This window comes from Streptomyces acidicola (assembly GCF_009377235.1).
Classification (GTDB): Bacteria; Actinomycetota; Actinomycetes; order Streptomycetales; family Streptomycetaceae; genus Streptomyces; species Streptomyces acidicola.
Window position 1 is genome coordinate 1 of sequence record NZ_VMNX01000174.1, and the last position, 20,141, is coordinate 20,141.

Annotated in this window: 17 protein-coding genes, 1 tRNA gene and 2 pseudogenes; 13 read left to right on the top strand and 7 right to left on the bottom strand. The window is 70.8% G+C overall.

Going from position 1 to position 20,141, the window contains the following annotated elements:
• Window positions 1-281 (bottom strand): annotated as a pseudogene (locus FPZ41_RS48845) (type II toxin-antitoxin system PemK/MazF family toxin); the annotation flags it as partial.
• A gap of 247 nt (window positions 282-528) precedes the next feature.
• Here FPZ41_RS48845 and FPZ41_RS33020 point away from each other — a divergent pair.
• The 5 genes from FPZ41_RS33020 (at window position 529) to FPZ41_RS33040 (ending at window position 4,614) form a co-directional block, all read left to right on the top strand.
• Window positions 529-1,281: an MBL fold metallo-hydrolase gene (locus FPZ41_RS33020; RefSeq protein WP_152867282.1), complete on the top strand. Its 753-nt coding sequence runs from the start codon at window positions 529-531 to the stop codon at window positions 1,279-1,281.
• Between the two features lie 221 nt (window positions 1,282-1,502).
• Complete coding sequence (rph, locus tag FPZ41_RS33025; protein ID WP_131566146.1) at window positions 1,503-2,240, top strand: ribonuclease PH; 738 nt, start codon at window positions 1,503-1,505, stop codon at window positions 2,238-2,240.
• Between the two features lie 158 nt (window positions 2,241-2,398).
• Window positions 2,399-2,797, top strand: coding sequence for a hypothetical protein (locus FPZ41_RS33030; protein ID WP_131566143.1), 399 nt, complete (start codon window positions 2,399-2,401; stop codon window positions 2,795-2,797).
• Between the two features lie 151 nt (window positions 2,798-2,948).
• Window positions 2,949-3,551, top strand: coding sequence for an RdgB/HAM1 family non-canonical purine NTP pyrophosphatase (gene rdgB, locus FPZ41_RS33035; RefSeq protein WP_152867283.1), 603 nt, complete (start codon window positions 2,949-2,951; stop codon window positions 3,549-3,551).
• A gap of 223 nt (window positions 3,552-3,774) precedes the next feature.
• Entirely contained in the window at window positions 3,775-4,614 is an 840-nt protein-coding gene (locus FPZ41_RS33040; RefSeq protein ID WP_322621032.1) for a patatin-like phospholipase family protein, read from the top strand.
• A 53-nt stretch (window positions 4,615-4,667) separates the two neighbouring features.
• On the opposite strand, the gene FPZ41_RS33045 is transcribed toward FPZ41_RS33040, so the two are convergent.
• The 3 genes from FPZ41_RS33045 to bcp form a co-directional block, all read right to left on the bottom strand.
• Window positions 4,668-6,218, bottom strand: a complete 1,551-nt coding sequence (locus tag FPZ41_RS33045; protein WP_322621033.1) for a N,N-dimethylformamidase beta subunit family domain-containing protein — start codon at window positions 6,216-6,218, stop codon at window positions 4,668-4,670.
• A 137-nt stretch (window positions 6,219-6,355) separates the two neighbouring features.
• Window positions 6,356-6,438 (bottom strand) — tRNA-Leu (locus FPZ41_RS33050).
• Between the two features lie 119 nt (window positions 6,439-6,557).
• Entirely contained in the window at window positions 6,558-7,025 is a 468-nt protein-coding gene (bcp, locus tag FPZ41_RS33055) for a thioredoxin-dependent thiol peroxidase (RefSeq protein ID WP_131566134.1), read from the bottom strand.
• Window positions 7,026-7,195: 170 nt separating this feature from the next.
• Here bcp and FPZ41_RS33060 point away from each other — a divergent pair, with 170 nt between their 5' ends.
• Together FPZ41_RS33060 and FPZ41_RS33065 are read left to right on the top strand one after the other, a co-directional pair.
• Entirely contained in the window at window positions 7,196-7,525 is a 330-nt protein-coding gene (locus FPZ41_RS33060; RefSeq protein WP_322621034.1) for a DUF3618 domain-containing protein, read from the top strand.
• An 80-nt stretch (window positions 7,526-7,605) separates the two neighbouring features.
• Window positions 7,606-7,947 carry a GroES family chaperonin gene (locus FPZ41_RS33065; protein WP_181586851.1) on the top strand — a complete coding sequence of 114 codons (342 nt, stop codon included), beginning with the start codon at window positions 7,606-7,608 and terminating at the stop codon, window positions 7,945-7,947.
• Window positions 7,948-8,137: 190 nt separating this feature from the next.
• On the opposite strand, the gene FPZ41_RS33070 is transcribed toward FPZ41_RS33065, so the two are convergent.
• The gene (locus FPZ41_RS33070; protein ID WP_407698853.1) at window positions 8,138-11,047 is read right to left on the bottom strand and encodes a transglycosylase domain-containing protein; all 2,910 of its coding nucleotides are present in this window, start codon (window positions 11,045-11,047) and stop codon (window positions 8,138-8,140) included.
• Window positions 11,048-11,612: 565 nt separating this feature from the next.
• Between FPZ41_RS33070 and FPZ41_RS33075 the strand changes: the two genes are divergently transcribed.
• The 4 genes and pseudogenes from FPZ41_RS33075 (at window position 11,613) to FPZ41_RS33090 (ending at window position 15,469) form a co-directional block, all read left to right on the top strand.
• The gene (locus tag FPZ41_RS33075) at window positions 11,613-12,413 is read left to right on the top strand and encodes an ABC transporter permease (RefSeq protein ID WP_322621035.1); all 801 of its coding nucleotides are present in this window, start codon (window positions 11,613-11,615) and stop codon (window positions 12,411-12,413) included.
• 52 nt (window positions 12,414-12,465) lie between these two features.
• Window positions 12,466-13,269 carry an ABC transporter permease gene (locus FPZ41_RS33080; protein WP_228023144.1) on the top strand — a complete coding sequence of 268 codons (804 nt, stop codon included), beginning with the start codon at window positions 12,466-12,468 and terminating at the stop codon, window positions 13,267-13,269.
• A 94-nt stretch (window positions 13,270-13,363) separates the two neighbouring features.
• Window positions 13,364-14,329, top strand: a pseudogene (locus tag FPZ41_RS33085) (ABC transporter ATP-binding protein); the annotation flags it as partial.
• Window positions 14,330-14,545: 216 nt separating this feature from the next.
• Window positions 14,546-15,469, top strand: a complete 924-nt coding sequence (locus FPZ41_RS33090) for a DUF1707 SHOCT-like domain-containing protein (protein WP_152867285.1) — start codon at window positions 14,546-14,548, stop codon at window positions 15,467-15,469.
• A gap of 193 nt (window positions 15,470-15,662) precedes the next feature.
• Here the strand turns inward: FPZ41_RS33090 and FPZ41_RS33095 are convergent, their stop codons facing one another.
• The gene (locus tag FPZ41_RS33095; protein ID WP_152867286.1) at window positions 15,663-16,994 is read right to left on the bottom strand and encodes an SGNH/GDSL hydrolase family protein; all 1,332 of its coding nucleotides are present in this window, start codon (window positions 16,992-16,994) and stop codon (window positions 15,663-15,665) included.
• 260 nt (window positions 16,995-17,254) lie between these two features.
• Between FPZ41_RS33095 and FPZ41_RS33100 the strand changes: the two genes are divergently transcribed.
• Window positions 17,255-18,784, top strand: coding sequence for a DUF445 domain-containing protein (locus FPZ41_RS33100; protein WP_152867287.1), 1,530 nt, complete (start codon window positions 17,255-17,257; stop codon window positions 18,782-18,784).
• 208 nt (window positions 18,785-18,992) lie between these two features.
• Window positions 18,993-19,454, top strand: coding sequence for a hypothetical protein (locus FPZ41_RS33105; protein WP_152867288.1), 462 nt, complete (start codon window positions 18,993-18,995; stop codon window positions 19,452-19,454).
• 34 nt (window positions 19,455-19,488) lie between these two features.
• Here FPZ41_RS33105 and FPZ41_RS33110 read toward each other — a convergent pair whose 3' ends face one another.
• Window positions 19,489-20,016 carry a protease gene (locus FPZ41_RS33110; protein ID WP_322621036.1) on the bottom strand — a complete coding sequence of 176 codons (528 nt, stop codon included), beginning with the start codon at window positions 20,014-20,016 and terminating at the stop codon, window positions 19,489-19,491.
• Between the last annotated feature and the right edge of the window lie 125 nt (window positions 20,017-20,141).

Consider the following 20,141-nt stretch of genomic DNA (forward strand, 5'->3'; position numbering starts at 1 on the left):
AGACAGGGCCGATCCCCCACCCCCGACGGCCCTTCCTCGTGCGGCACCCGCACCCACCAGACCTCCGCCGGCCCTGGCCCCGGCTCCGGCCCTGGCCCCGGCTCCGGCCCTTGCCCCGGCTGTCGCCGCGCCCCATCCGGGGTCCGCCTCCGCCCCGGCCTCCCGCGCACCGGACGCCCACGATGTCCACGATGTCCACGACGCCCCCACCCATCCACGAGCGTCGCGACCAGCGCAAGCAGCACCACAGCCGCCAGCGCCAGCCACCACGACGTGTCCATACGCATGACGGTACCGGCGCACTCCACTCCGCGCCCGCCCTGTCACACGACACCCCGTCCCACCCCGAGCCGCGCACGCCCCACATCCAGCCGAACCGGTGACAGCACAGGTGAGTTCGCCCACAACAGCCCCTGCCGGAGGAGCGACCGGCCCTTTTGCGCCTTACGCTCGACGCACCGCACGACCCCCGACCCGACCCCCCGTTCCCGTTGTCAACCATCTGCCAGCGCGGAGGTTCCAGCTCTTATGAAGCTCACCGTCGTCGGCTGCTCGGGGTCGTTCCCGTCCGCGGAATCGGCCTGTTCGAGCTACCTCGTAGAGGCCGACGGCTTCCGGCTGCTCCTCGACATGGGCAACGGCGCCCTGGGCGAGCTGCAGCGCCACTGCGGTCTCTACGACCTCGACGCGATCTTCCTCAGCCATCTGCACGCCGACCACTGCATCGACATGTGCGCGTACTTCGTGGCGCGCTACTACCGCCACGACGGCGGCCGCTGCGACCCGATCCCCGTCTACGGACCGGAGGGTACGGAGCACCGCCTGACCACCGCGTACGCCGACACCCCGTCCGCCTCCTCCATGAGCGAGGTCTTCGACTTCCACACGGTCAAGCCGGGCACGTTCGAGATCGGCCCCTTCACCGTCCACACCGAGCGGGTCGCCCATCCCGTGGAGGCGTACGGCATCCGCATCGAGCACGGCGGCCGCGCGCTGACGTACTCCGGTGACACCGGCGTCAGCGACGCGCTGGAGGAACTCGCCCGCGACGCCGACCTGTTCCTGTGCGAGGCCGCGTTCACCTACGGCAAGGAGAACATCCCGGACCTCCACCTCAACGGCCGCGAGGCAGGCGAGACGGCCGCCCGCGCCGGAGCCCGCCGCCTCGTCCTCACCCACATCCCGCCGTGGACGGACCCCCAGGTCAACCTGGCGGACGCACGCGCGGTGTACAAGGGCCCGGTGGAACTGGCGGCGCCCAGGGTGTCGTACGAGATCTGAGCGCGAGCAGCGCGGGTAGCGCGAGCAACGAGAGGCGCCGGCCCGTCCCCTTCGTACGGGATCAGCTCACGCGCCGATCCAGGACCGCGTACGCTGATGCCGAAGGCCCCCGGAACCACCTGTCCTGGTCCCGGGGGCCTCTCTTTCCTCCCCGCCCTTCCGCGCGGCCTTTTCACCCGGCGTGGGAGGGCCTCTCCGTACGTGCGACTAGGCTCGTCGTCATGTCTCGAATCGACGGCCGTACGCCCGAACAGCTCCGCCCGGTCACCATTGAGCGCGGCTGGAGCAAGCACGCCGAGGGCTCCGTCCTCGTCTCCTTCGGCGACACGAGAGTCCTCTGCACCGCCTCCGTCACGGAGGGCGTCCCGCGCTGGCGCAAGGGCAGCGGCGAGGGCTGGGTCACCGCGGAGTACGCGATGCTGCCCCGCTCCACCAACACCCGCGGCGACCGCGAGTCCGTCAGGGGCAAGATCGGTGGCCGTACGCACGAGATCTCCCGCCTCATCGGCCGCTCGCTCCGCGCGGTCATCGACTACAAGGCGCTCGGCGAGAACACCATCGTCCTCGACTGCGACGTCCTCCAGGCCGACGGCGGCACGCGCACGGCGGCCATCACGGGCGCGTACGTGGCACTGGCCGACGCGGTGGCGTGGGCCCAGCGCAAGAAGCTGATCAAGGCCGGCCGGCAGCCGCTCACGGGAACGGTCTCGGCGGTCTCCGTGGGCATCGTCGGCGGCGTCCCGCTCCTCGACCTCTGCTACGAGGAGGACGTGAAGGCGGAGACCGACATGAACGTCGTCTGCACCGGCGACGGCCGTTTCGTCGAGGTCCAGGGAACGGCGGAGGCCGAGCCGTTCGCCCGCGAGGAGCTCAACGCGCTGCTGGACCTGGCGGTGTCCGGCTGTACGGAGCTGGACGCACTGCAGCGCAAGGCGCTTGATACGGTCCTCGAAAGGTAAAGGGCGCACCAAGAAACGGTCCGTGCCGTGAGCAACCACGGCACGGTCTTCCCGCGTCCCTACCGGTACGGGCGTACGGCACACGCGGTACACCCGATCCGATCCGCGATCCGCATCGCATGGGGGCCGTCAGGCCTGCACGCTAGGAGGACAGTTCCATGGCCGCGAGCCGCCGCCGACGTCGTACGACCATCGCCGCCGCCGTAGCAGCGGTCGCGCTGACGACCGGTCTTGCCACGGGGTGCGACGCCGTCAACAAGGCCCTGGACTGCGTCCAGACCGCCGACGCCATCGCCGACAGCGTCACCGACCTCCAGCAGGCGGTCGAGAGCGCGTCCGACGACCCGACCCAGATCGACGAGTCGCTCGACTCCATCGACAAGAACCTCGGCGAGATCGGCGACAAGACCGACAACGCCGACGTCAACAAGGCCGTCGACGACCTGGAGAAGGCCGTCACCAACGTCCGTGACTCGGTCAAGAACGGTGACGAGACCCCGGACATCAGTCCGATCACGGATGCGGCGGGTGAGCTGACGAAGGTCTGCACGCCGTAGCGCTGCGCTGGCTGGGCGGGGGCGTCTCGTCTGCAGGGTTCCTGTTGTCGGTCGGCTGCGGGTTGTGTGTGGCTTGTCGCGCAGTTCCCCGCGCCCCTTCGGGGGGCGCCCCTTTCAGGGGCGCTCCCGAGGACCTCGTTACTGTGTGGCCATGACCCGCCTGATCCTCGCCACCCGTAACGCCGGAAAGATCACCGAGTTGCGGGCGATCCTCTCCGACGCGGCGCTCGCTCACGAACTCGTCGGTGCGGACGCCTACCCCGATGTGCCCGACGTCAAGGAGACCGGCGTCACCTTCGCGGAGAACGCACTGCTCAAGGCCCACGCCCTGGCACAGGCGACGGGTCTTCCCGCGGTCGCCGACGACTCCGGGCTGTGCGTGGACGTCCTGAACGGCGCCCCCGGCATCTTCTCGGCCCGCTGGTCGGGCAGGCACGGCGACGACAGGGCCAACCTCGAACTGCTGCTGGCCCAGCTCGCCGACATCAGCGACGAACACCGCGGCGCCCACTTCGCGTGCGCGGCGGCCCTCGCGTTGCCGGACGGCACCGAGCGCGTGGTGGAGGGACAGCTGAGGGGCACACTGCGCCACGCCCCGGTCGGTACGAACGGCTTCGGCTACGACCCGATCCTCCAGCCGGAGGGGGAGAGCCGGACGTGCGCGCAGCTGACCCCCGAGGAGAAGAACGCGATCAGCCACCGGGGGAAGGCGTTCCGGGCGCTGGCGCCGGTGGTGCGGGAACTGCTCGGCTGAGCCGGAGCACGCCGCGTCGAACGCAGACAGGTCGAACGCAGACAGAAGGGCCGGCCCGGGAGGAAACCCCTCCCGGGCCGGCCCTTCTGTCTGTCCGTCCTGCTGTGCACCTTGTCTGTGCACCTTGTCTGTGCACCGGCGAAAGCGTGGATCACTCCCCGTTTCCGTGCTAGCGTCGTCGCTGTGAACCGGGGACCAGTCCCCGTTAGTGAGAGGCTGAGGCGTGGCGGATACGGCGCTGGTGTTGGGCGGGGGCGGGCTGACCGCGTACGCGTGGCAGGTCGGCATGCTGGCGGGGCTGGCCGACGCCGGGCTCGACCTCGGCGGGGCCGACGTGCTCGCGGGCACGTCGGCCGGCTCACTGCTGGCGGTGGAACTGGCCACCGGGGCGGCGCCGGCTGACCTGTACGGGGAACAGGTCAGCCGGACGCGGGCCATGCTGGAGGTGGACTTCACCCTCACCATGACCGCCAAGTACCTGTGGGCCGCGCTCGGTACGCGCGATCCGGAGACCATGGTCAAACGGCTGGCCAGGCTCGCGCTCACCGTGCGCGACGTGTCGGAGTCGGACGTCTTCGACGCCATCGGCCCCCAACTACCGGTTCAGCACTGGCCGGAGAGGCCGGTGCGGCTGTTCGCGGTGGACGCGCTCACCGGCGAGCCGAAGGGTTTCAGCGCCGACAGCGGGGTCGACCTGGTGCGGGCGATGTCGGCCAGCTGCGCGCTGCCACCCCTGTTCCCGCCGATCACGATCGGCGAAGGGCGCTGGATGGACGGGGGTGTGCGCTCCACGACCAACGCCGACCTGGTGCACGACTGCCGCCGGGTCGTCGTACTGGCCCCGATCCCCAAGGGCCCGGGGGCCGGCCTGAGCACCTCCGACCAGGTGGCCGCCCTGGTGGCGGGCGGCGCCCGGGCCGCTCTGCTGGTCCCGGACCGGGCGGCCCGCCGCGCGTTCGGCCGCAATCCGCTGGAGGCATCCCGCATTCCCGGCGCGGCACGGGAGGGACTGCGGCAGGCGGCCGAGCACGCCGAACAGATCCGCGCCGTCTGGCACGGCTGAACCGGGACGGCTGCCGAGGACCCGCTCTCGCCCGCCGGACCGAGTCCACCGGGTCACCACAGGTCGTGATGGAGCGAGATCGCGTTGGACGGAAACGGGTCGTACCGGACCAGGTTGTCCCGCGCACTGTGGCGCCGGCCCGCCGGGCCCTGGGCGAAGGCCCGCAGCAGGTTCGCGGTGACCCGCCGGGTGAAACGGGCCGAGGACGGGGGGATGCCGTGGGCGCCGTCGCCCTTCAGCGACTCGACCCAGCGCATGGTGCCCGTATTGAACACACCGGCTCCGCTCTCCGCCGTGTAGTACGCGGAGTCCTGGTAGCTGCGCACCCCGCGGCACTTCAGCGGGGAGTGGGCGATGATCTCGATCGGGCGCGGCGTATGGGCGTCACCGGTCACCCGGTCGTACTCGGTGCCGACCAGGTTCGGTATCCGGGTGGAGCGGGTCGCGCCCGTCCCCGCGAACAGCCAGTGGCCGGGTTCGGCGACCGTGTAGACCGCACTGGTCCCGTTGCTCTCGTACAGGGTGCCGGTCAGGGAGTTCTCCGGATCGGCACGCGGGGGCTCGCGCCAGTCGGTGGTGACCCCGGCGTCGTCCCTGCCGTACCACGGGTCCCGCTTCCAGTCCGTCTTGTAGCAGACCACCAGCCGCCGGTCACCGTGGGCGGTGGACTCCATCCGGATACGGCGGAAGCAGGCGTTGGCGCCGAGGAATGCCACATTGGTGCCCCGGTCACGGGCGGCGGTGACCCGGTGCCGCATGGCCGGCGTCCAGTACTCGTCATGACCGAGCGAGATGACCGCGCGGGCTCGGGCCAGCAGGCCGGGATCGGCGTCCAGGTCCATGTTCGTGGTGTAGGCCAGCGGCAGCCCCAGGCTCTCCGCGAGCGCGATGGCGGGCTGCTCGTACACCAGGAACAGCCGCGCCCCGTTGTGGTCGTACGGGCGGTCGCAGCTCACCGCCAGCGAACGGCCGTCGTAGTCGCCCTTGCCGTCCGGCCCCTGGTACAGGCTGCGGCCTCCCCAGGTGTTGTACGCCTGCCAGGTCGTCACCGCGTTCACCAGCACGACCTTCCCCGCCGCGGACCGGGACCGCACCGTGACCGGGACGTACCGCTGGTCGCCCGAGTCGGCGGTCAGGCGTATCAGGTACGACCCTTCCGGCCACCCCCCGGTGGATATCCGGGCGCTCGGCCGCCAGGCCGCCGCCGACACCGTGCGGGTTTCACCCGAAGCGTCCGGCACCGGCTGCCGGCGCCCCGGCAGATCGCCGGACTTCCACACCCTGCGGGCCTGCGCCCCTCCGTACCAGCCCATCCGGAACGCCTCGGCGCGGAAGGTCCGCCCGGTGGTGGACACGAACAGCCGGAACGTCTCCCCGGGCAGCACGCTGACCCGGTCGGTGTATCCCTCGATCGCCCGATCGTCCCCGCGCCGCCCCAGTCCCCAGTCGTGGTGGCCGCGCAGGGAGTTCTCGTCCCGAACCGCCTCGCGGCTGCCGGCCGGAGTGGAAGGGGAACCGCCTGCCGTACACCCGGCAATGACGGCTCCCGCACCTATACCCGCGGCCGACCCGAGGAAGTGCCGACGATTCCACTGCGTGTTCACACGGCAACGCTAGGCACGCACCACGGTGCGGGTCGCGCTGGAGAGGGCCGAGCGGCTGATGCGTTGGCCGGCTGACGCGCCGGCCGGCCAACTCGCCAGTCGGCCGACTCGGCGGCCGCGACGTTGGACGCAAGAAGTGCGGCCGGTGGGATTCGAACCCACACGGGCTCTCGCCCAAGGGCTCCTAAGGCCCTCGCGTATGCCATTTCGCCACGGCCGCGCAGCGACATGCTACCGGTCGAGTGGTGCTCGCCCACGCGTATCTCCGGCGGCCTCCTCCGGACCAGGTGGTCGTGGTGGCGTGGCAGTTGGGCCCCGCTCCGCGGGAACAGCGCTCCCTCAGATCCCCAGATCCTTGATGATCTTCGCTACGTGGCCGGTCGCCCGCACGTTGTACAGGGCCCGTTCGACCTTGCCCTGCTCGTCCACGACGATCGTGGAGCGGATGACGCCCATGTACGTCTTGCCGTAGTTCATCTTCTCGCCGAAGGCGCCGTAGGCGTCGAGGACCTTCTTGTCCGGGTCCGCCAGCAGCGTGACCTCGAGGTTTTCCTTCTCGCGGAACTTCGCCAGCTTCTCGGGCTTGTCGGGGGAGATGCCGATGACGTCGTAACCGGCGCCCGCGAGGAGCTCCAGGTTGTCCGTGAAGTCGCAGGCCTGCTTCGTGCAGCCGGGGGTCAGGGCGGCCGGGTAGAAGTAGACGATGACCTTGCGGCCCTTGTGGTCGGCCAGCGACACCTCCTTGCCGTCGGCGTCCGGCAGGGTGAAGGCGGGGGCGGTGTCGCCGGGCTGGAGTCGCTCGCTCATCGGACTGGTCTCCTCGTACGCAAGACAGATACAGGTGCGGACACTGGTGTCGAACCCGAGCGTAATAGGGGGTCCTGACACTGTGGCGCTCTGCCGAGCTGACAGACTGTCCGTGAGAGGCCCGCGGGCTTGAGCCCCGCAGGTGGATGCGGCGACACGGAGGCAGCGCGGTGGCGGACACCTCGGACACCAGAACCCCGGCGCAGATCGAGGCGGACATCAAGGCCCGCCGCGAGATGCTGGCCGAGACGCTCGACGAGATCGGCGCCCGGGTGCACCCGAAGACCATCGTCGGCGACGCCAAGGCCAAGGTCGTCTCGAACATCGACCACACGCTCGGGCGGGCCTACGTCGGCGTCAACCGCGTGGTCACCGACGTCAAGGTGCAGCTGGTGCGCGAGGACGGCGCGCCCCGGCTCGAACGCATCGTGCCGGTCGCCCTCGTCGTGGTCGGAGTCGTCGGGCTGCTCGCCCTCGGTACCCGGCGTCGCAGGGCCTGACCCGGGCTGACCGTCCGAGGACGGCCCCTACGACGGCCCCTACTGCGTACGATCCGCGCGAAGGCAGGTAGGTTCGGGGTGTGAGCGAGAAGACCCACCACGACAAGTTGCCCATCCGGATGCTGCACGACCGTGTGCTCGTGCGGCAGGACACCGCCGAGGGCGAGCGGCGCTCCGGCGGGGGCATCCTGATTCCGGCGACGGCGGCTGTCGGCAAGCGCCTGGCCTGGGCCGAGGTCGTCGCGGTCGGACAGAACGTACGGACCGTGGAGCCCGGCGACCGTGTGCTGTACGACCCCGAGGACCGCGCCGAGGTCGAGGTCCGGGGCACCGCGTACGTGCTGATGCGCGAGCGGGACCTGCACGCCGTGGCGGCCGACCGGTTCGAGGGCTCCGAGGACTCGACGGGGCTGTACCTCTGAGGGTGCCCTGAGGGTGCCCTCAGGGTGTACCCCGGCGAGGGCCGGTTCTTCCACGTAACCCACGTACGGAGAAGGGGCTGGTGACCGTGGTCGCCAGCCCCTTTCGTGTGTCCATGTGTCCCGGATGCCTGTGCCCGGAGGGCCCGGAGGCCGAGCTCCGGGCAGCTCGGTCTCCGGGCACAGGCGGGCGTTAGAAGCTCACGGCGGGGCCCGCGCCTCCGTCGGCGCCCGTGCCGCCGTTCGCGGTGCCTGGGCCGCCGGGGCCGGTGCCGCCTCCGCCGCCGACGTCGCCCGTGCCTCCGGTATCGCCGGTGCCGCCGTTCGCAGTGCCGGTGCCGCCTCCGACGTCGCCCGTGGGCGGGGAGCCGGTGGCGCCTCCGTCAGTGGGACCGCCGCCGGCCGTGGTGCCTCCGTCGGTGCCGGGGGTGCCGCCGGTCTGGCCGCCGTTGTCCTGGCCCTGGCCGGCCGTGTCGCCCTCGGTGTCCTCGTCGCCGGTGGGGGAGCCGTCGCCGTTGTCCTCGTCGCCCTTGCCGGGCTCGCTCGGCTCGTCGGTGTCCTCGCCGGGCGGGATCACTACGTCGTCGGCACCCTCCTGGAGTTCCAGGTCGAAGTCCGTCACCGGAGTGCCCTTGAGCGCCGTCTTGGTGAACTGGGCCCAGATCTCCGCGGGCGCGCCACCGCCGTTGATGCGGGGCAGGCCCATGGCGCCGTACAGCGGCTTGTGCACGCCGGTGTCGGGGTCCTGGCCCATGACGGCGACCACGGTGGCGAGGTCGGGCGTGTAGCCGGCGAACCAGGCCGCCTTGTCCTCCTCCGCCGTACCGGTCTTGCCGGCCGCCGGGCGGCCCGCCGCCTGCGCGGCCGTGGCCGTGCCGCTGTCCACGACGGACTGCAGGACCGCCGTGGTCGTGTCGGCGGCCTCGCGGGTGACGGCCTGCTCGACGTTCTGCTTGGGGAGGCCGATCTCCTCGCCGTCCTTGGTGATCTTGTTGACTAGCGTGTATGTGCCGTGCCTGCCGTGGTTGGCGAGTGTCGCGTACGCCTCCGCCATGTCCAGCACGCTCGCGGTGGCCGTGCCGAGGGCGATGGACGGGTACGGCTCCATGTCCGGGGTGGACTCCGGGACGCCGAGGTCGATGGCGGTCTGCTCGACCCGCTGGGGGCCGACGTCGACGGCCATCTGCGCGTACACCGAGTTCACGGACTTGTCGGTGGCCTGGCGGACCGAGACGTTGCCGTAGGAGACCTGGTCCTCGTTCTCGGGGGCGTACGCGCCGCCGCTCCAGCCCTGGACGGGGCGCACGTTGGAGCCGTCGTAGACCGTGTTCGGGGTGATCGGGGTGCCGCCCTGGGTGGCCGAGTTGTTCTGGACGGCGGAGGTGAACACGAACGGCTTGAACGTCGAGCCCACCTGGTAGTCGCGGCGCGTCGCGTTGTTGTAGTACTGCTGGGTGAAGTCGATGCCGCCGTACATGGCGAGCACCTTGCCCGACTTCGGGTCTATCGAGACACCGCCCACGCGGACGTACTTGTCGACCGCACGGTTCTTCTTGTCGAGCCTGTCCATGACCTGGTCGTCGACCGCCTTCACGAAGGCGTCCTGCTTGCTCTTCTGCAGGGTGGTCGTGATGCGGTGGCCGCCGGCCCGCAGGGTGTCCTCGTCGATGACCTTGCTGTCGTACAGGTACTGCTTGACCGCCTCGACGAGGTAGCCGCGCTGGCCGGACATGCCCGCCGAGACCACCGTCTGCTTCGGCGTCGGGAACGTGGTCTTCGCCCGCGCCGACTCCGACAGCCAGCCCTCCTTGACCATGCCGTCGAGGACGTAGTTCCAGCGGGCGACGGCCGCGTCCTTGTTCTCGGGGTACGCGACGACGTCGAACTCGCTCGGCGCGTTCAGCAGCGACGCCAGGTACGCGCCCTGTCCGGCCGTGAGCTCGTCGGCGTCGACGCCGTAGTACGCCTGGGCGGCGGCCTGGATGCCGTACGCGTTGCGTCCGAAGTAGCTGGTGTTGAGGTAGCCCTCCAGGATGTGGGCCTTGGTCTCCTCACGGTCCAGCTTGATCGCGATGAAGAACTCCTTCACCTTGCGGGTGACGGTCTGTTCCTGCGCCAGGTAGTAGTTCTTCACGTACTGCTGCGTGATCGTCGAGCCGGACTGCTTGCCCTTGCCGGTCGCCGTGTTCCAGGCGGCGCGGAGCGTCGCCTGGGGGTCGATGGCCGACTCGGTGTAGAAGTCGCGGTCCTCGGCGGCCAGTACGGCGTGCTGGGCCGCCTTGGAGATCTGCCCGAGCGACACGTTCTCGCGGTTGACCTCGCCGTCGCGGGCGAGCTGGCTGCCGTCCGCGTACAGGAAGACGTTGCTCTGCTTGATCGCGGCGGCGTTCGCCTTCGGGATGTGGACCATGTTGTAGCCCAGTACGAACAGCCCGGCCAGCAGCAGCATCCCGAGCACGAAGGTCCCGAGCACCATCCGCCAGGTGGGAAAGAGCCGCCGCCACCCGGTGCGTTTGCGCTTGGCCTGCTTGGCCTGCTTGGCCTGCTTGGCCTTCTTCCCGGAGCCATCGGCGACAGCGGCGGCGCCCGCGCCGTCGCCCACGGCCTCGCCGGCGACCATGCTCTCGCTCGCAGTAGCGGCCGGGCCGTTGGCGGGGGTGATGGTGCGGAGTTGGCGGGTGCTGTCGTGCAGAGGTGCGCCGGGGGCGTTGCTCTGCGCGGCGACGGGAACCTTGCCGGCGCCGCCGGTCGAGGCCGGAGTGGCGGTGGTGCCCGTGCGGCTGGTGGGTGCGGGGCTGCGGCCGGTGTCCTGGTCCGGCTCGGGGTCCTGGTTCGAGTTGAGGTCCCGGTCCGGGCCGGGGGCCTTGTCCGTGTCAGGGACCTTGTCCGCGTCTGGGCACTTGTCCGTGTCGGCGCGCGGGGGTGCGCCGGGGCTGTTCCCCGGGGCCTTGACCTGCCCGCTCTCCGAGGGGTTGGCGGCCCCGCTGCCCGAGGTCTCACCGGCGCCCTCGGCTGCTGCCCCGTCGGAGGCCTCGTCCTCCCCGCCAGAGGAGCGCTCGGAGTCGCCCGAAGCCTTGCCGGGCTTGCCGGGCTTGCCGGGCACGTCGGGCTCGTGGGGGTCGTCTGAAGCATCGTCAGGGCTGCTCGGACCCTTGCCGGGGGCGTCCGGAGTCGCCTTCGGCTCGTCCGCAGCTCTGTCGGGGCCGTCCGAAGTCGCCCCGGAATCTCTCGGGGCCTTGTCGGGGCCGCTGTTCGGAGGCGTGGTCGGTCCCTCCTGTGGGGTCCGGCTTCGGGCGGGGCCCGGTTCCGGTTCTCTGGGTGCCCAGCCCTGGCTGTCCTGCTTCGGCTGCGGCTCGTCGCTCATGGTGCTGCCATGCTCCTGTTTCGCGTCGTACGTTCCCGTACGCCCTCGTGCGCCTTCAACGCCCCCACCTGAAGACTGTTGCACCACCTGTTCCGTTCCCGGTACGCGGCACACGCCGACCCGGGAAAACGCGTGGCACGCCTCGCCATCCGCACACTAGGCTCCTGCGCTTCGGCCCGAAGCAGCCTCGAACACCGGACTTGACACCGGACTCGACACCGGACGCGACACCTGACTCGGCATCGGATTCGGCCGGCCTCGCGGCACTCTCGGCATAACTCTTCGCAGCGGATGGAGGTTCCTCGTGGGGACAGGGCGGTTGTACGCCGCTGTCGCCGCCGGTGGCTTCAGGCGGTATGCGACGTATCGGGTGGCCACCGCGGCAGGGGTGTTCACCAACACCGTCTTCGGCTTCATCCTCGCATACACCTACATCGCCCTCTGGGCCGAGAAGCCCCACCTCGGCGGCTACGACCAGGCCCAGGCCCTCACCTATGTGTGGGTCGGGCAGGCGATGTTCGCGGTGATGGTCCTGGGCAGCAACGGTTTCGAAGCGGAGTTGATGGAGCGCATCCGCACGGGTGATATCGCGGTCGACTTGTACCGGCCCGCCGATCTCCAGGCGTGGTGGCTCGCCGCGGACACGGGCCGCGCCCTCTTCCACCTGCTCGGACGAGGCGTCGCCCCCATGGTCTGCGGCGCGCTCTTCTTCGAACTCGCCCTGCCCACCGACCCGTTGACATGGATCGCCTGCTTGGTCGCGATCGCTCTGGGGACGGTCGTCAGCTTCGCGATCCGTTACATCGTCGCGCTGTGGGCGTTCTGGCTGCTGGACGGCGCGGGTGCGATGCAACTCACCTGGCTCACCGGGGTGTTCTTCTCCGGGATGCTGCTGCCGCTGAACGTCTTCCCCGGTGCGCTCGGCGAGATCGCCCGCCTCCTGCCCTGGTCGGCGCTGCTCCAGGCGCCCGCGGACGTCCTGGTGGGGGAGGCGGACCCGCTGGGCACGTTCGCCTTCCAGGCCACCTGGGCGGTAGTCCTGCTCGCGGCCGGGCGGCTGGTCCAGTCGGCGGCGACACGGCGGGTGGTGGTCCAGGGTGGCTGAGACCGGGCGGGGGCCGTATGGGCCGTACGGGTCGTACGGGCCGTACCGCCGCCTGCGCGACGGGCTGCGTGCCTACCGTTTGATCGCCGCCATGTGGATCCGCTCCACGATGGCCTACCGCGCCTCCTTCGCCATGACCGCCTTCGGTAACCTCGCGGCGACGTCCTTCGACTTCGTCGCGATCCTGCTGATGTTCTCCCAGGTCGACGAGCTCGGCGGCTACACCCTGCCCGAGATCGCCTTCCTGTACGGGGTGGTCGGCGTCGCCTTCGGGCTCACCGACCTGATGATCGGCTCCATGGACCGGCTCGGGAGCCGTGTCCGCGACGGCACGCTGGACACCCTCCTCGTCCGCCCCGCGCCGGTGCTCGCCCAGGTCGCCGCGGACAGGTTCGCGCTGCGCCGCCTGGGCCGGATCGCGCAGGGGCTGTTCGTGCTCGGGTACGCCATCGCCGTGCTCGACATCGACTGGACGCCGCTCAAGGTGCTGATGGTCCCGATGATGGTGCTCAGCGGAGGGCTGGTCTTCGGGGCGGTGTTCGTGGCGGGCGGCGCCTTCCAGTTCGTCGCGCAGGACGCGGCCGAGGTGCAGAACTCGTTCACGTACGGCGGCAGCACCCTCCTGCAGTACCCGCCGACCGTCTTCGCCAAGGACCTCGTGCGCGGGGTGACCTTCGTTCTCCCGCTCGCCTTCGTCAACTGGGTGCCCGCGCTGTACGTGCTGGGGCGCCCCTATCCGCTCGACCTGCCGACATGGGTGGCATTCGCACCGCCGTTGGTGGCGGCGGGCTGCTGCGTGCTGGCGGGCCTCGCCTGGCGCGCGGGACTGCGTTCGTACCGGAGTACGGGGAGTTAGCACGCACATGGGTCTGAACAGCACCGGCACCACCGGCAGCACCGGCAGCACCGGCGACATCAGCAACACCGGCTACAGCGGCTACAGCGACGGCATGGACCGTCACTTCATCGAACTCGACCGGGTCGAGAAGGTCTTCGACGTCCGCAAGAAGACCGGGTTCCTGCGGCGTGAACGGCGTGAGGTGCGGGCGGTCGACTCGATCTCCTTCACCGTGGCGCGCGGCGAGATGGTCGGCTACATCGGCCCGAACGGCGCCGGGAAGTCCACCACCATCAAGATGCTCACCGGCATCCTCACCCCGAGCGGCGGCCGGCTGCGCGTCGCCGGTATCGACCCCTCCCGTGAACGCACGCGCCTCGCCCACCGCATCGGCGTCGTCTTCGGGCAGCGCACCACCCTGTGGTGGGATCTTCCGCTGATCGACTCCTACCGGCTGATGCACCGCATGTACCGCATCCCGGACGCCCGTTACCGCGAGAACCTCGACCGCTGTGTCGAACTCCTCGAACTGGCGGACCTGTTGGACGTCCCCGTACGCCAGCTGTCCCTCGGCCAGCGGATGCGCGGCGACATCGCGGCCGCGCTGCTGCACGACCCCGAGGTGCTGTACCTGGACGAGCCCACCATCGGCCTCGACGTGATCAGCAAGGCGAAGGTGCGGGAGTTCCTGCGGGACCTGAACGCCGAGCGCGGCACGACCGTGCTGCTCACCACGCACGACCTCCAGGACATCGAGCAGGTTTGCCGGAGGGTCATGGTCATCGACCACGGGCGCCTCGTCTACGACGGTCCGCTCGCCGGACTGCACGAGGTGGGCGACAGCGAGCGGACCCTCGTGGTCGACCTGGAGCGGGAGCTGCCCCCGATCGAGGCGGCGCCCGCGCGGGTGGTGAAGGTGGAGGGACCGCGGCAGTGGCTGGCCTTCCCCGCGTCCGAGTCGGCGGCCCCGCTGGTGGCGCGGATCGCGGCCGAGTATCCGCTGGTGGACCTGTCCGTGCGGGAGCCGGACATCGAGGCCGTGATCGCGACGATGTACGCGGAGCAGGCGCAGTATGCGAAGCAGACGGAGTTCGCGAAGCAGACGGAGTTCGCGAAGCAGACGGAGTACGCGGAGCAGGCGGAGTACGCGGAGCAGGCGGACCCTGCCCGGCGTCCGGGCGAGGCGGAGGAGACGGTTCCCTAGCCGGTGCGCGGGGCCGGGAGCGCAGCCTGGGGCCGAGCCGTGGAGACGGATTCGTAGCCCGGCGGGCGGCTTGCTCGTAGGCTGGCACTCATGAACGACGCTGCGTCTTCTGGGGGAAGTGACGATCAGCGGCTGACGCCGCGCGCCTCGTCGGGGCCCGAGGGCCCCGGGGCCCGGCCCTCCGACGGCCTGAGGGCCTCGGACGCCGACCGCGAACGAGTCGCCGAGCAACTGCGGGACGCCCTGGCCGAGGGCCGTCTCGACATGGAGGAGTTCGAGGAACGACTGGATGCCACGTACAAGGCCCGTACCTACGGTGAACTGACGCCGATCACCCGTGACCTGCCGGGGCAGGGTGCCATGGCGCCGCCGTCGGTGTCGATGGTCAAGGAGCCTGCGGAGCAGGGGAGTTGGGCCGGGCGGATCGTCGGCGGCGAGGGGTCGTCCACCTGGGGTGTGGCGGTCATGTCGGGGTTCGAACGCAAGGGCCGCTGGACCATGCCCCGGCAGTTCAACTCCTTCGCGTTCTGGGGCGGCGGCGTCATCGACCTGCGCGAGGCGAACTTCGCCGACCGCGAGGTCACCGTCAACTGCGTGGCGATCATGGGCGGCATGCAGGTCATCGTGCCGCCCGGCGTCGAGGTCGAGGTCCGCGGGATCGGCATCATGGGCGGCTTCGACCACCGTGAGGAGGGCGTCCCGGGCGACCCCGGCGCGCCCCGCGTGATCGTCACGGGGTTCGCCTTCTGGGGCGGTGTCGGCGTCGAGCGCAAGCTGTCCAAGGCGGAGAGGCAGCGCCTGAAGGAGGCCCGCCGCCAGGAGAGGCTGGAGCGCCGTGAGGCGCGCAAGGAACTGCGCGCCTCACCCCACGATCACCCGTACGACCTGCGCGATGTCCACCGTGAGGCGATGGAGCAGGTCCGCGACGCCCTGGACGATCACCGCGAGGCCCGCCGGGAGGAACGCGAGGCCCGCCGCGAGGAGCGGGACAGGCGGCGGCGCCGGGACTACTGACCCGGAACTGCCTGACCGGAGGCCCCAGCCCCGGGGCCTCCGACCGAACCAGCCGAGCTGACCGAACCGGCCGAGCTGACCGAACTGGCGAGCTGACCGAGCCGGCCGTACAGCCGTATACCCGTGCACCTGTATGGCTGTCACCTGCGCGGCCGTCACCCGTACGGCCGTCACCCGTACGGCCGTTCGGCTCTCAGAGTTCCGCCGGGGCCGCGCCGTTCAGGCTCTCCAGGTCGAAGACGTCCCCCATCCGCGCGTACCCCTTGTCGCTGGGGTGGAGATGGTCGCCCGAGTCGTAGTCGGACCGCAGCCGGCGCGGGTTGTACGGGTCGCGGAGCGCCTGGTCGAAGTCCACCACCGCGTCGTAGACGCGGCCCGCGCGGATCTGGGCGTTCACGGCCTGCCGTACGGCCTCGCGGTCGTCACGGTAGCCGCGGTGGCCCTGGAAGGGCATGAGCGTCGCGCCGACGACGGGCAGCCCGCGGGCGTGGGCCCGGGCGACCAGCTTGCGCAGCCCGGCGACGATCGTGTCGGGGTTCACCTGCCGCGGGTTGCGCAGGATGTCGTTGACGCCGAGGTCGATGACGACGACCCGGACACCCGTACGACCGAGCACGTCGCGCTCGAAGCGGGACAGGCCGCTCGGGTTCTCGGCGGGGCGGCCGAGGCCGTTGGCGAGGACCTGGTTGCCGCTGATGCCCTGGTTGACCACGCTGTAGCGCGGCACGTCGGCGGAGCCCGCGGCGTCGCGCAGCCGCTGGGACAGGACGTCCGTCCATCGACGGTTGGCGTTCACGGTCGAGGTCACGCCGTCGGTGAGCGAGTCGCCGATCACGACGACCGTGCCGTCCGACTCGTTGCTGAGTACGTCCAGCGCGGTGACGTAGCGCCAGTACATGGTCTGGGTGGTGTACGGCTCCCCGGTGACGTCCTCCGTGCGGTCGCCCTCGGCCGTGTACGAGATCTGGCGGGCCTGCGGGTGGTAGGTGACCGGGCCGGACGGGGTGGGGGAGTACGTGGTCACGAGCATGTCGGTGTTCGGCGGCACCGCGACGCGTACGACGTCACTCAGGATCTGTCGGCCCGGAGGGATGACGACCGAGGGGTTGCCGCCGAAGGTGAGGCGGCGCATGGTGTCGGCCGCGGCGGCCGGGTTGTTCACGGTGGCGGCCACCGCGAGGGAGGCGTGCGTGACGGTGAGCGGCTGCTGGCCGTAGAGGTTGGACAGCGTGACCCTGGCGCTCGTACCGCCGGTGCCGGTGTGGACGACGTTGCGGATGGAGCGGCCCGCGAGGCCGTTCCTCTCCGTACCGGGTTCGCCGCCGACCGGGGAGGCGGACCAGGAACCGACCCAGGTGCCGGTCGAGGCGGGGGCCGCCGAGTTGTGCGGGGTGCGGCTGCCGGTGAACGTCTTCTCCGTCTCGCGGCCGTCGTCGAAGCCGACACCGACGTATATGGCCGCCGAGACGGCCACGACCAATGCGCAGATCGCAGCGAGCAAGGCATAACCGTGGCGCCTGGTCATGCGGTGCGTGTCTCCTCGGGCGAAGGGAGCCCGAGGCTCCGATGTGATCACCCCATGATGCGTCATGGGGCAGGGGAGACTCGCCAGAACCCCCGTCGATTCCCCCGACCGGACAGACGCCGGGAACTCCTGTTCCGTTCCAGGAGTCGTTCAGGAAAAGGTCACACAACGGCCACATGGTCGCTGAGCGGGGCCGGGAAGGGACAATGGGGTACGGGGGACACGAACGGGTGGAGTGAATGAACCGCACGAATCCGAACATGCCACACCAAGAGGGCAGGCGCTCCCTGCCGGACGGTCGCCTGCCCGAGGGCTCCCTGTCCGAGGGTTCCCTGCCCGCTGGTGCCCCCGTGGAGGGGGCGGACGGGGCAAGGGCCGCGAGCCGGGCGTCCTCCGGCGGCGGCCCGGCTCTCGCGAAGGGAGCGAGCTCCGGGAGCGGGGCGGTCTCCGGGAACGGGGCGGTCTCCGGCGATGGTGACACCGCCTTCTCCGTCAAGCCTCCCGCCTCTGCCCCCACCTACCGCTCGATGACCGCCTTCAGCCCCGCCGACGAGGAGAAGCGCAGGGGCGTCCGGCGGATGAAGATCACGGCGACCGGGCTGCTGCTCTTCGTGGCGCTCGTCTACGTGCTCGCGAAGTGGGCCTCGCACGAGGGCGCCGGAGTCTGGGCCGGGTACGTGGCCGCGGCCGCCGAGGCCGGGATGGTCGGCGCGCTGGCCGACTGGTTCGCCGTCACCGCACTGTTCCGTCACCCGCTCGGCCTGCCCATCCCGCACACCGCGATCATCCCGAACAAGAAGGATCAACTGGGGGTGTCGCTGGGCGAGTTCGTGGGGGAGAACTTCCTCTCGCAGGACGTCGTACGGCAGCGGCTGCGCGCCGTGGGCATAGCGAGCCGCCTCGGCGCCTGGCTGGCCGTACCGGACCATGCCGACCGCGTCACCGCCGAGCTCGCCACCGCGCTGCGCGGCGCCCTGACCGTGCTGCGCGACTCGGACGTCCAGGCCGTGGTCGGCGAGGCCATCACCCGCCGCGCCGACGCCCAGGAGATCGCGCCCGGTATCGGCAAGATGCTGGAGAAGGTCGTCGCCGACGGGGGGCATCGGCGGGTCGTGGACCTGGTCGTCATCCGCGCTCATGACTGGCTCGTGCTGCACGACGAGCAGGTCATGGACGCCGTACAGGGCGGCGCCCCCGGCTGGACCCCTCGCTTCGTCGACAAGAAGGTCGGCGAGCGTGTCTACAAGGAGCTGCTCCGCTTCGTCACCGAGATGCGCGACTCGCCCACGCACCCCGCCCGTGGCGCCCTCGACCGTTTCCTCACCGACTTCGCCTCCGACCTCCAGTCCGACACGGACACGCGGGCCCGTGTGGAGCGGCTCAAGGGCGAGGTGCTGGGCCGGGGCGAGGTCCAGGACCTCATCGCGTCCGCCTGGACGGCCGTACGGTCCATGATCGTGTCCGCCGCCGAGGACGAGCGCAGCGAGCTGCGCCTGCGCGTACGGGCCTCGCTGCTGTCGCTCGGCGCCCGGATGGCCGGAGAGGAGAAGATCCAGGGCAAGGTCGACGGCTGGGTCGAGGGTGCCGCCGTGTACGTCGTCACCACGTACCGGCGCGAGATCACCTCGCTCATCACGGACACGGTGGCGAGCTGGGACGCCGAGCACACGACACGGAAGATCGAGGCGCACATCGGCCGTGACCTGCAGTTCATCCGCATCAACGGCACGGTGGTGGGCTCTCTGGCCGGCCTGCTGATCTACACGGTGTCGCGGGCGATCGGGGCGTAGGGCAAGTACGGCCGGGTACGGCCAGGCACGGCCAGGCACGGCCAGGCACGGCCAGGCACGGCCAGGCACGGCCAGGCACGGCCAGGCACGGCCAGGCACGGCCAGGCATGGCTAAGCGCGGCCAAGCGCGGCCAAGCGCGTCTGAGTACTTGTGTCTGAGTACGCGTACTCTGTCGGGCCGCCCCCGGCGCCCGGCACCCTCGTACGCATGACCGAGAAGCTGCTCCGCCCCTTGCGCACGCGCCCCTGGCCGGAACGCTGGCTGACCCGTCTGCTCGGCGCCACCGCGGCCATGGCCGTCTATCTGCTCTGTCTCCCGTGGGACCTGCGCAACCGCGTCGAGTTCCCGGGTTCCCTCGGCGAGACGACACCGGTGGTCGGCCCCGGCCTGGCGGTCCTCGGCGTCGCCCTGATCGCCCTGGCCGCCTACTTCGGCCACCGGGACGCCCTGGCCTGGCCGCTCCTCGTGGTCGCGGTACCGCCGGCCGCGCTGATGTACGTCTCCTTCCGCAGCCACCCGGAACCCCCGGACGCCGAGGTCTGGCCGCTGACCTGGGCCTTCTTTACGCTCGTGATCGCAGCGGGCGTACTGGTCGCGGCCTCCGTGGCGCGGCGGTTCCGGGCCGAGGCGGTCGAGGACGGCTGGGTGACCGGGGCGCAACGGTCATGAGTCGAAGCCTCCCGAACGGGTGGCGGTAGTGCGGTCAGGCACCCGTGGTGGAGCCGGGCCGCACGATCATGAGGATGGTGACCACGGCCCAGAGCAGGTTGAAGATCCCGGTGAACATGGCCAGCTGAACGGTCGCCTTGGGGTTGGTGAGGGTGGCCGTACGCGCGGGAACGGGGTCGGCACCAGGACCGGCGTCGGTACCGGCACCGGTCCTGGTGGTGTCCCCCAGCCCGTCGAGGATCTCCTCCTGCCGGGGCAGCACCAGCACTACCAGCACGATCGCCGCGATCACCGTCAGCGCGATCGACACGATCAGCCAGGGGTCCCCCATCACCCCCATGGCCCCCGCCGTGGCCAGCCCGAACACGGGCACGGCGATGCCGAGCCCCGCGTACACCCGGCAGATCCGGTGCAGCAGCCGCACGTTGGAGACGGCCCGCTCACTTCCGGGCTCGGCCAGCGCCTGACGCGCACTCGGCGGGAACATGCTGGCCGCGACGGTGACGGGCCCGATGGCGACGATGGCGGCGATGACGTGGAGGGAGAGAAGGAGCTTGGTCACGGGGCGACGGTAGAAGACGCCGGCGGCACACGGAAGCGGCGGGATTGCCAGGGTTCAACGGATTCTTGCCAAGTGCCGTCCGACCGGGGCGGGAGCCCACAGGGACAGGACGGATGGGGCTGGGG

Excerpts from the sequence above, each read along its gene's own strand:
- FPZ41_RS33020 (WP_152867282.1), top strand. The coding sequence starts at position 529 with ATGAAGCTCACCGTCGTCGGCTGCTCGGGGTCGTTCCCGTCCGCGGAA.
- rph (WP_131566146.1), top strand. The coding sequence starts at position 1,503 with ATGTCTCGAATCGACGGCCGTACGCCCGAACAGCTCCGCCCGGTCACC.
- FPZ41_RS33030 (WP_131566143.1), top strand. The coding sequence starts at position 2,399 with ATGGCCGCGAGCCGCCGCCGACGTCGTACGACCATCGCCGCCGCCGTA.
- rdgB (WP_152867283.1), top strand. The coding sequence starts at position 2,949 with ATGACCCGCCTGATCCTCGCCACCCGTAACGCCGGAAAGATCACCGAG.
- bcp (WP_131566134.1), bottom strand. The coding sequence starts at position 7,025 with ATGAGCGAGCGACTCCAGCCCGGCGACACCGCCCCCGCCTTCACCCTG.
- FPZ41_RS33090 (WP_152867285.1), top strand. The coding sequence starts at position 14,546 with ATGAACGACGCTGCGTCTTCTGGGGGAAGTGACGATCAGCGGCTGACG.
- FPZ41_RS33095 (WP_152867286.1), bottom strand. The coding sequence starts at position 16,994 with ATGACCAGGCGCCACGGTTATGCCTTGCTCGCTGCGATCTGCGCATTG.
- FPZ41_RS33100 (WP_152867287.1), top strand. The coding sequence starts at position 17,255 with ATGCCACACCAAGAGGGCAGGCGCTCCCTGCCGGACGGTCGCCTGCCC.
- FPZ41_RS33105 (WP_152867288.1), top strand. The coding sequence starts at position 18,993 with ATGACCGAGAAGCTGCTCCGCCCCTTGCGCACGCGCCCCTGGCCGGAA.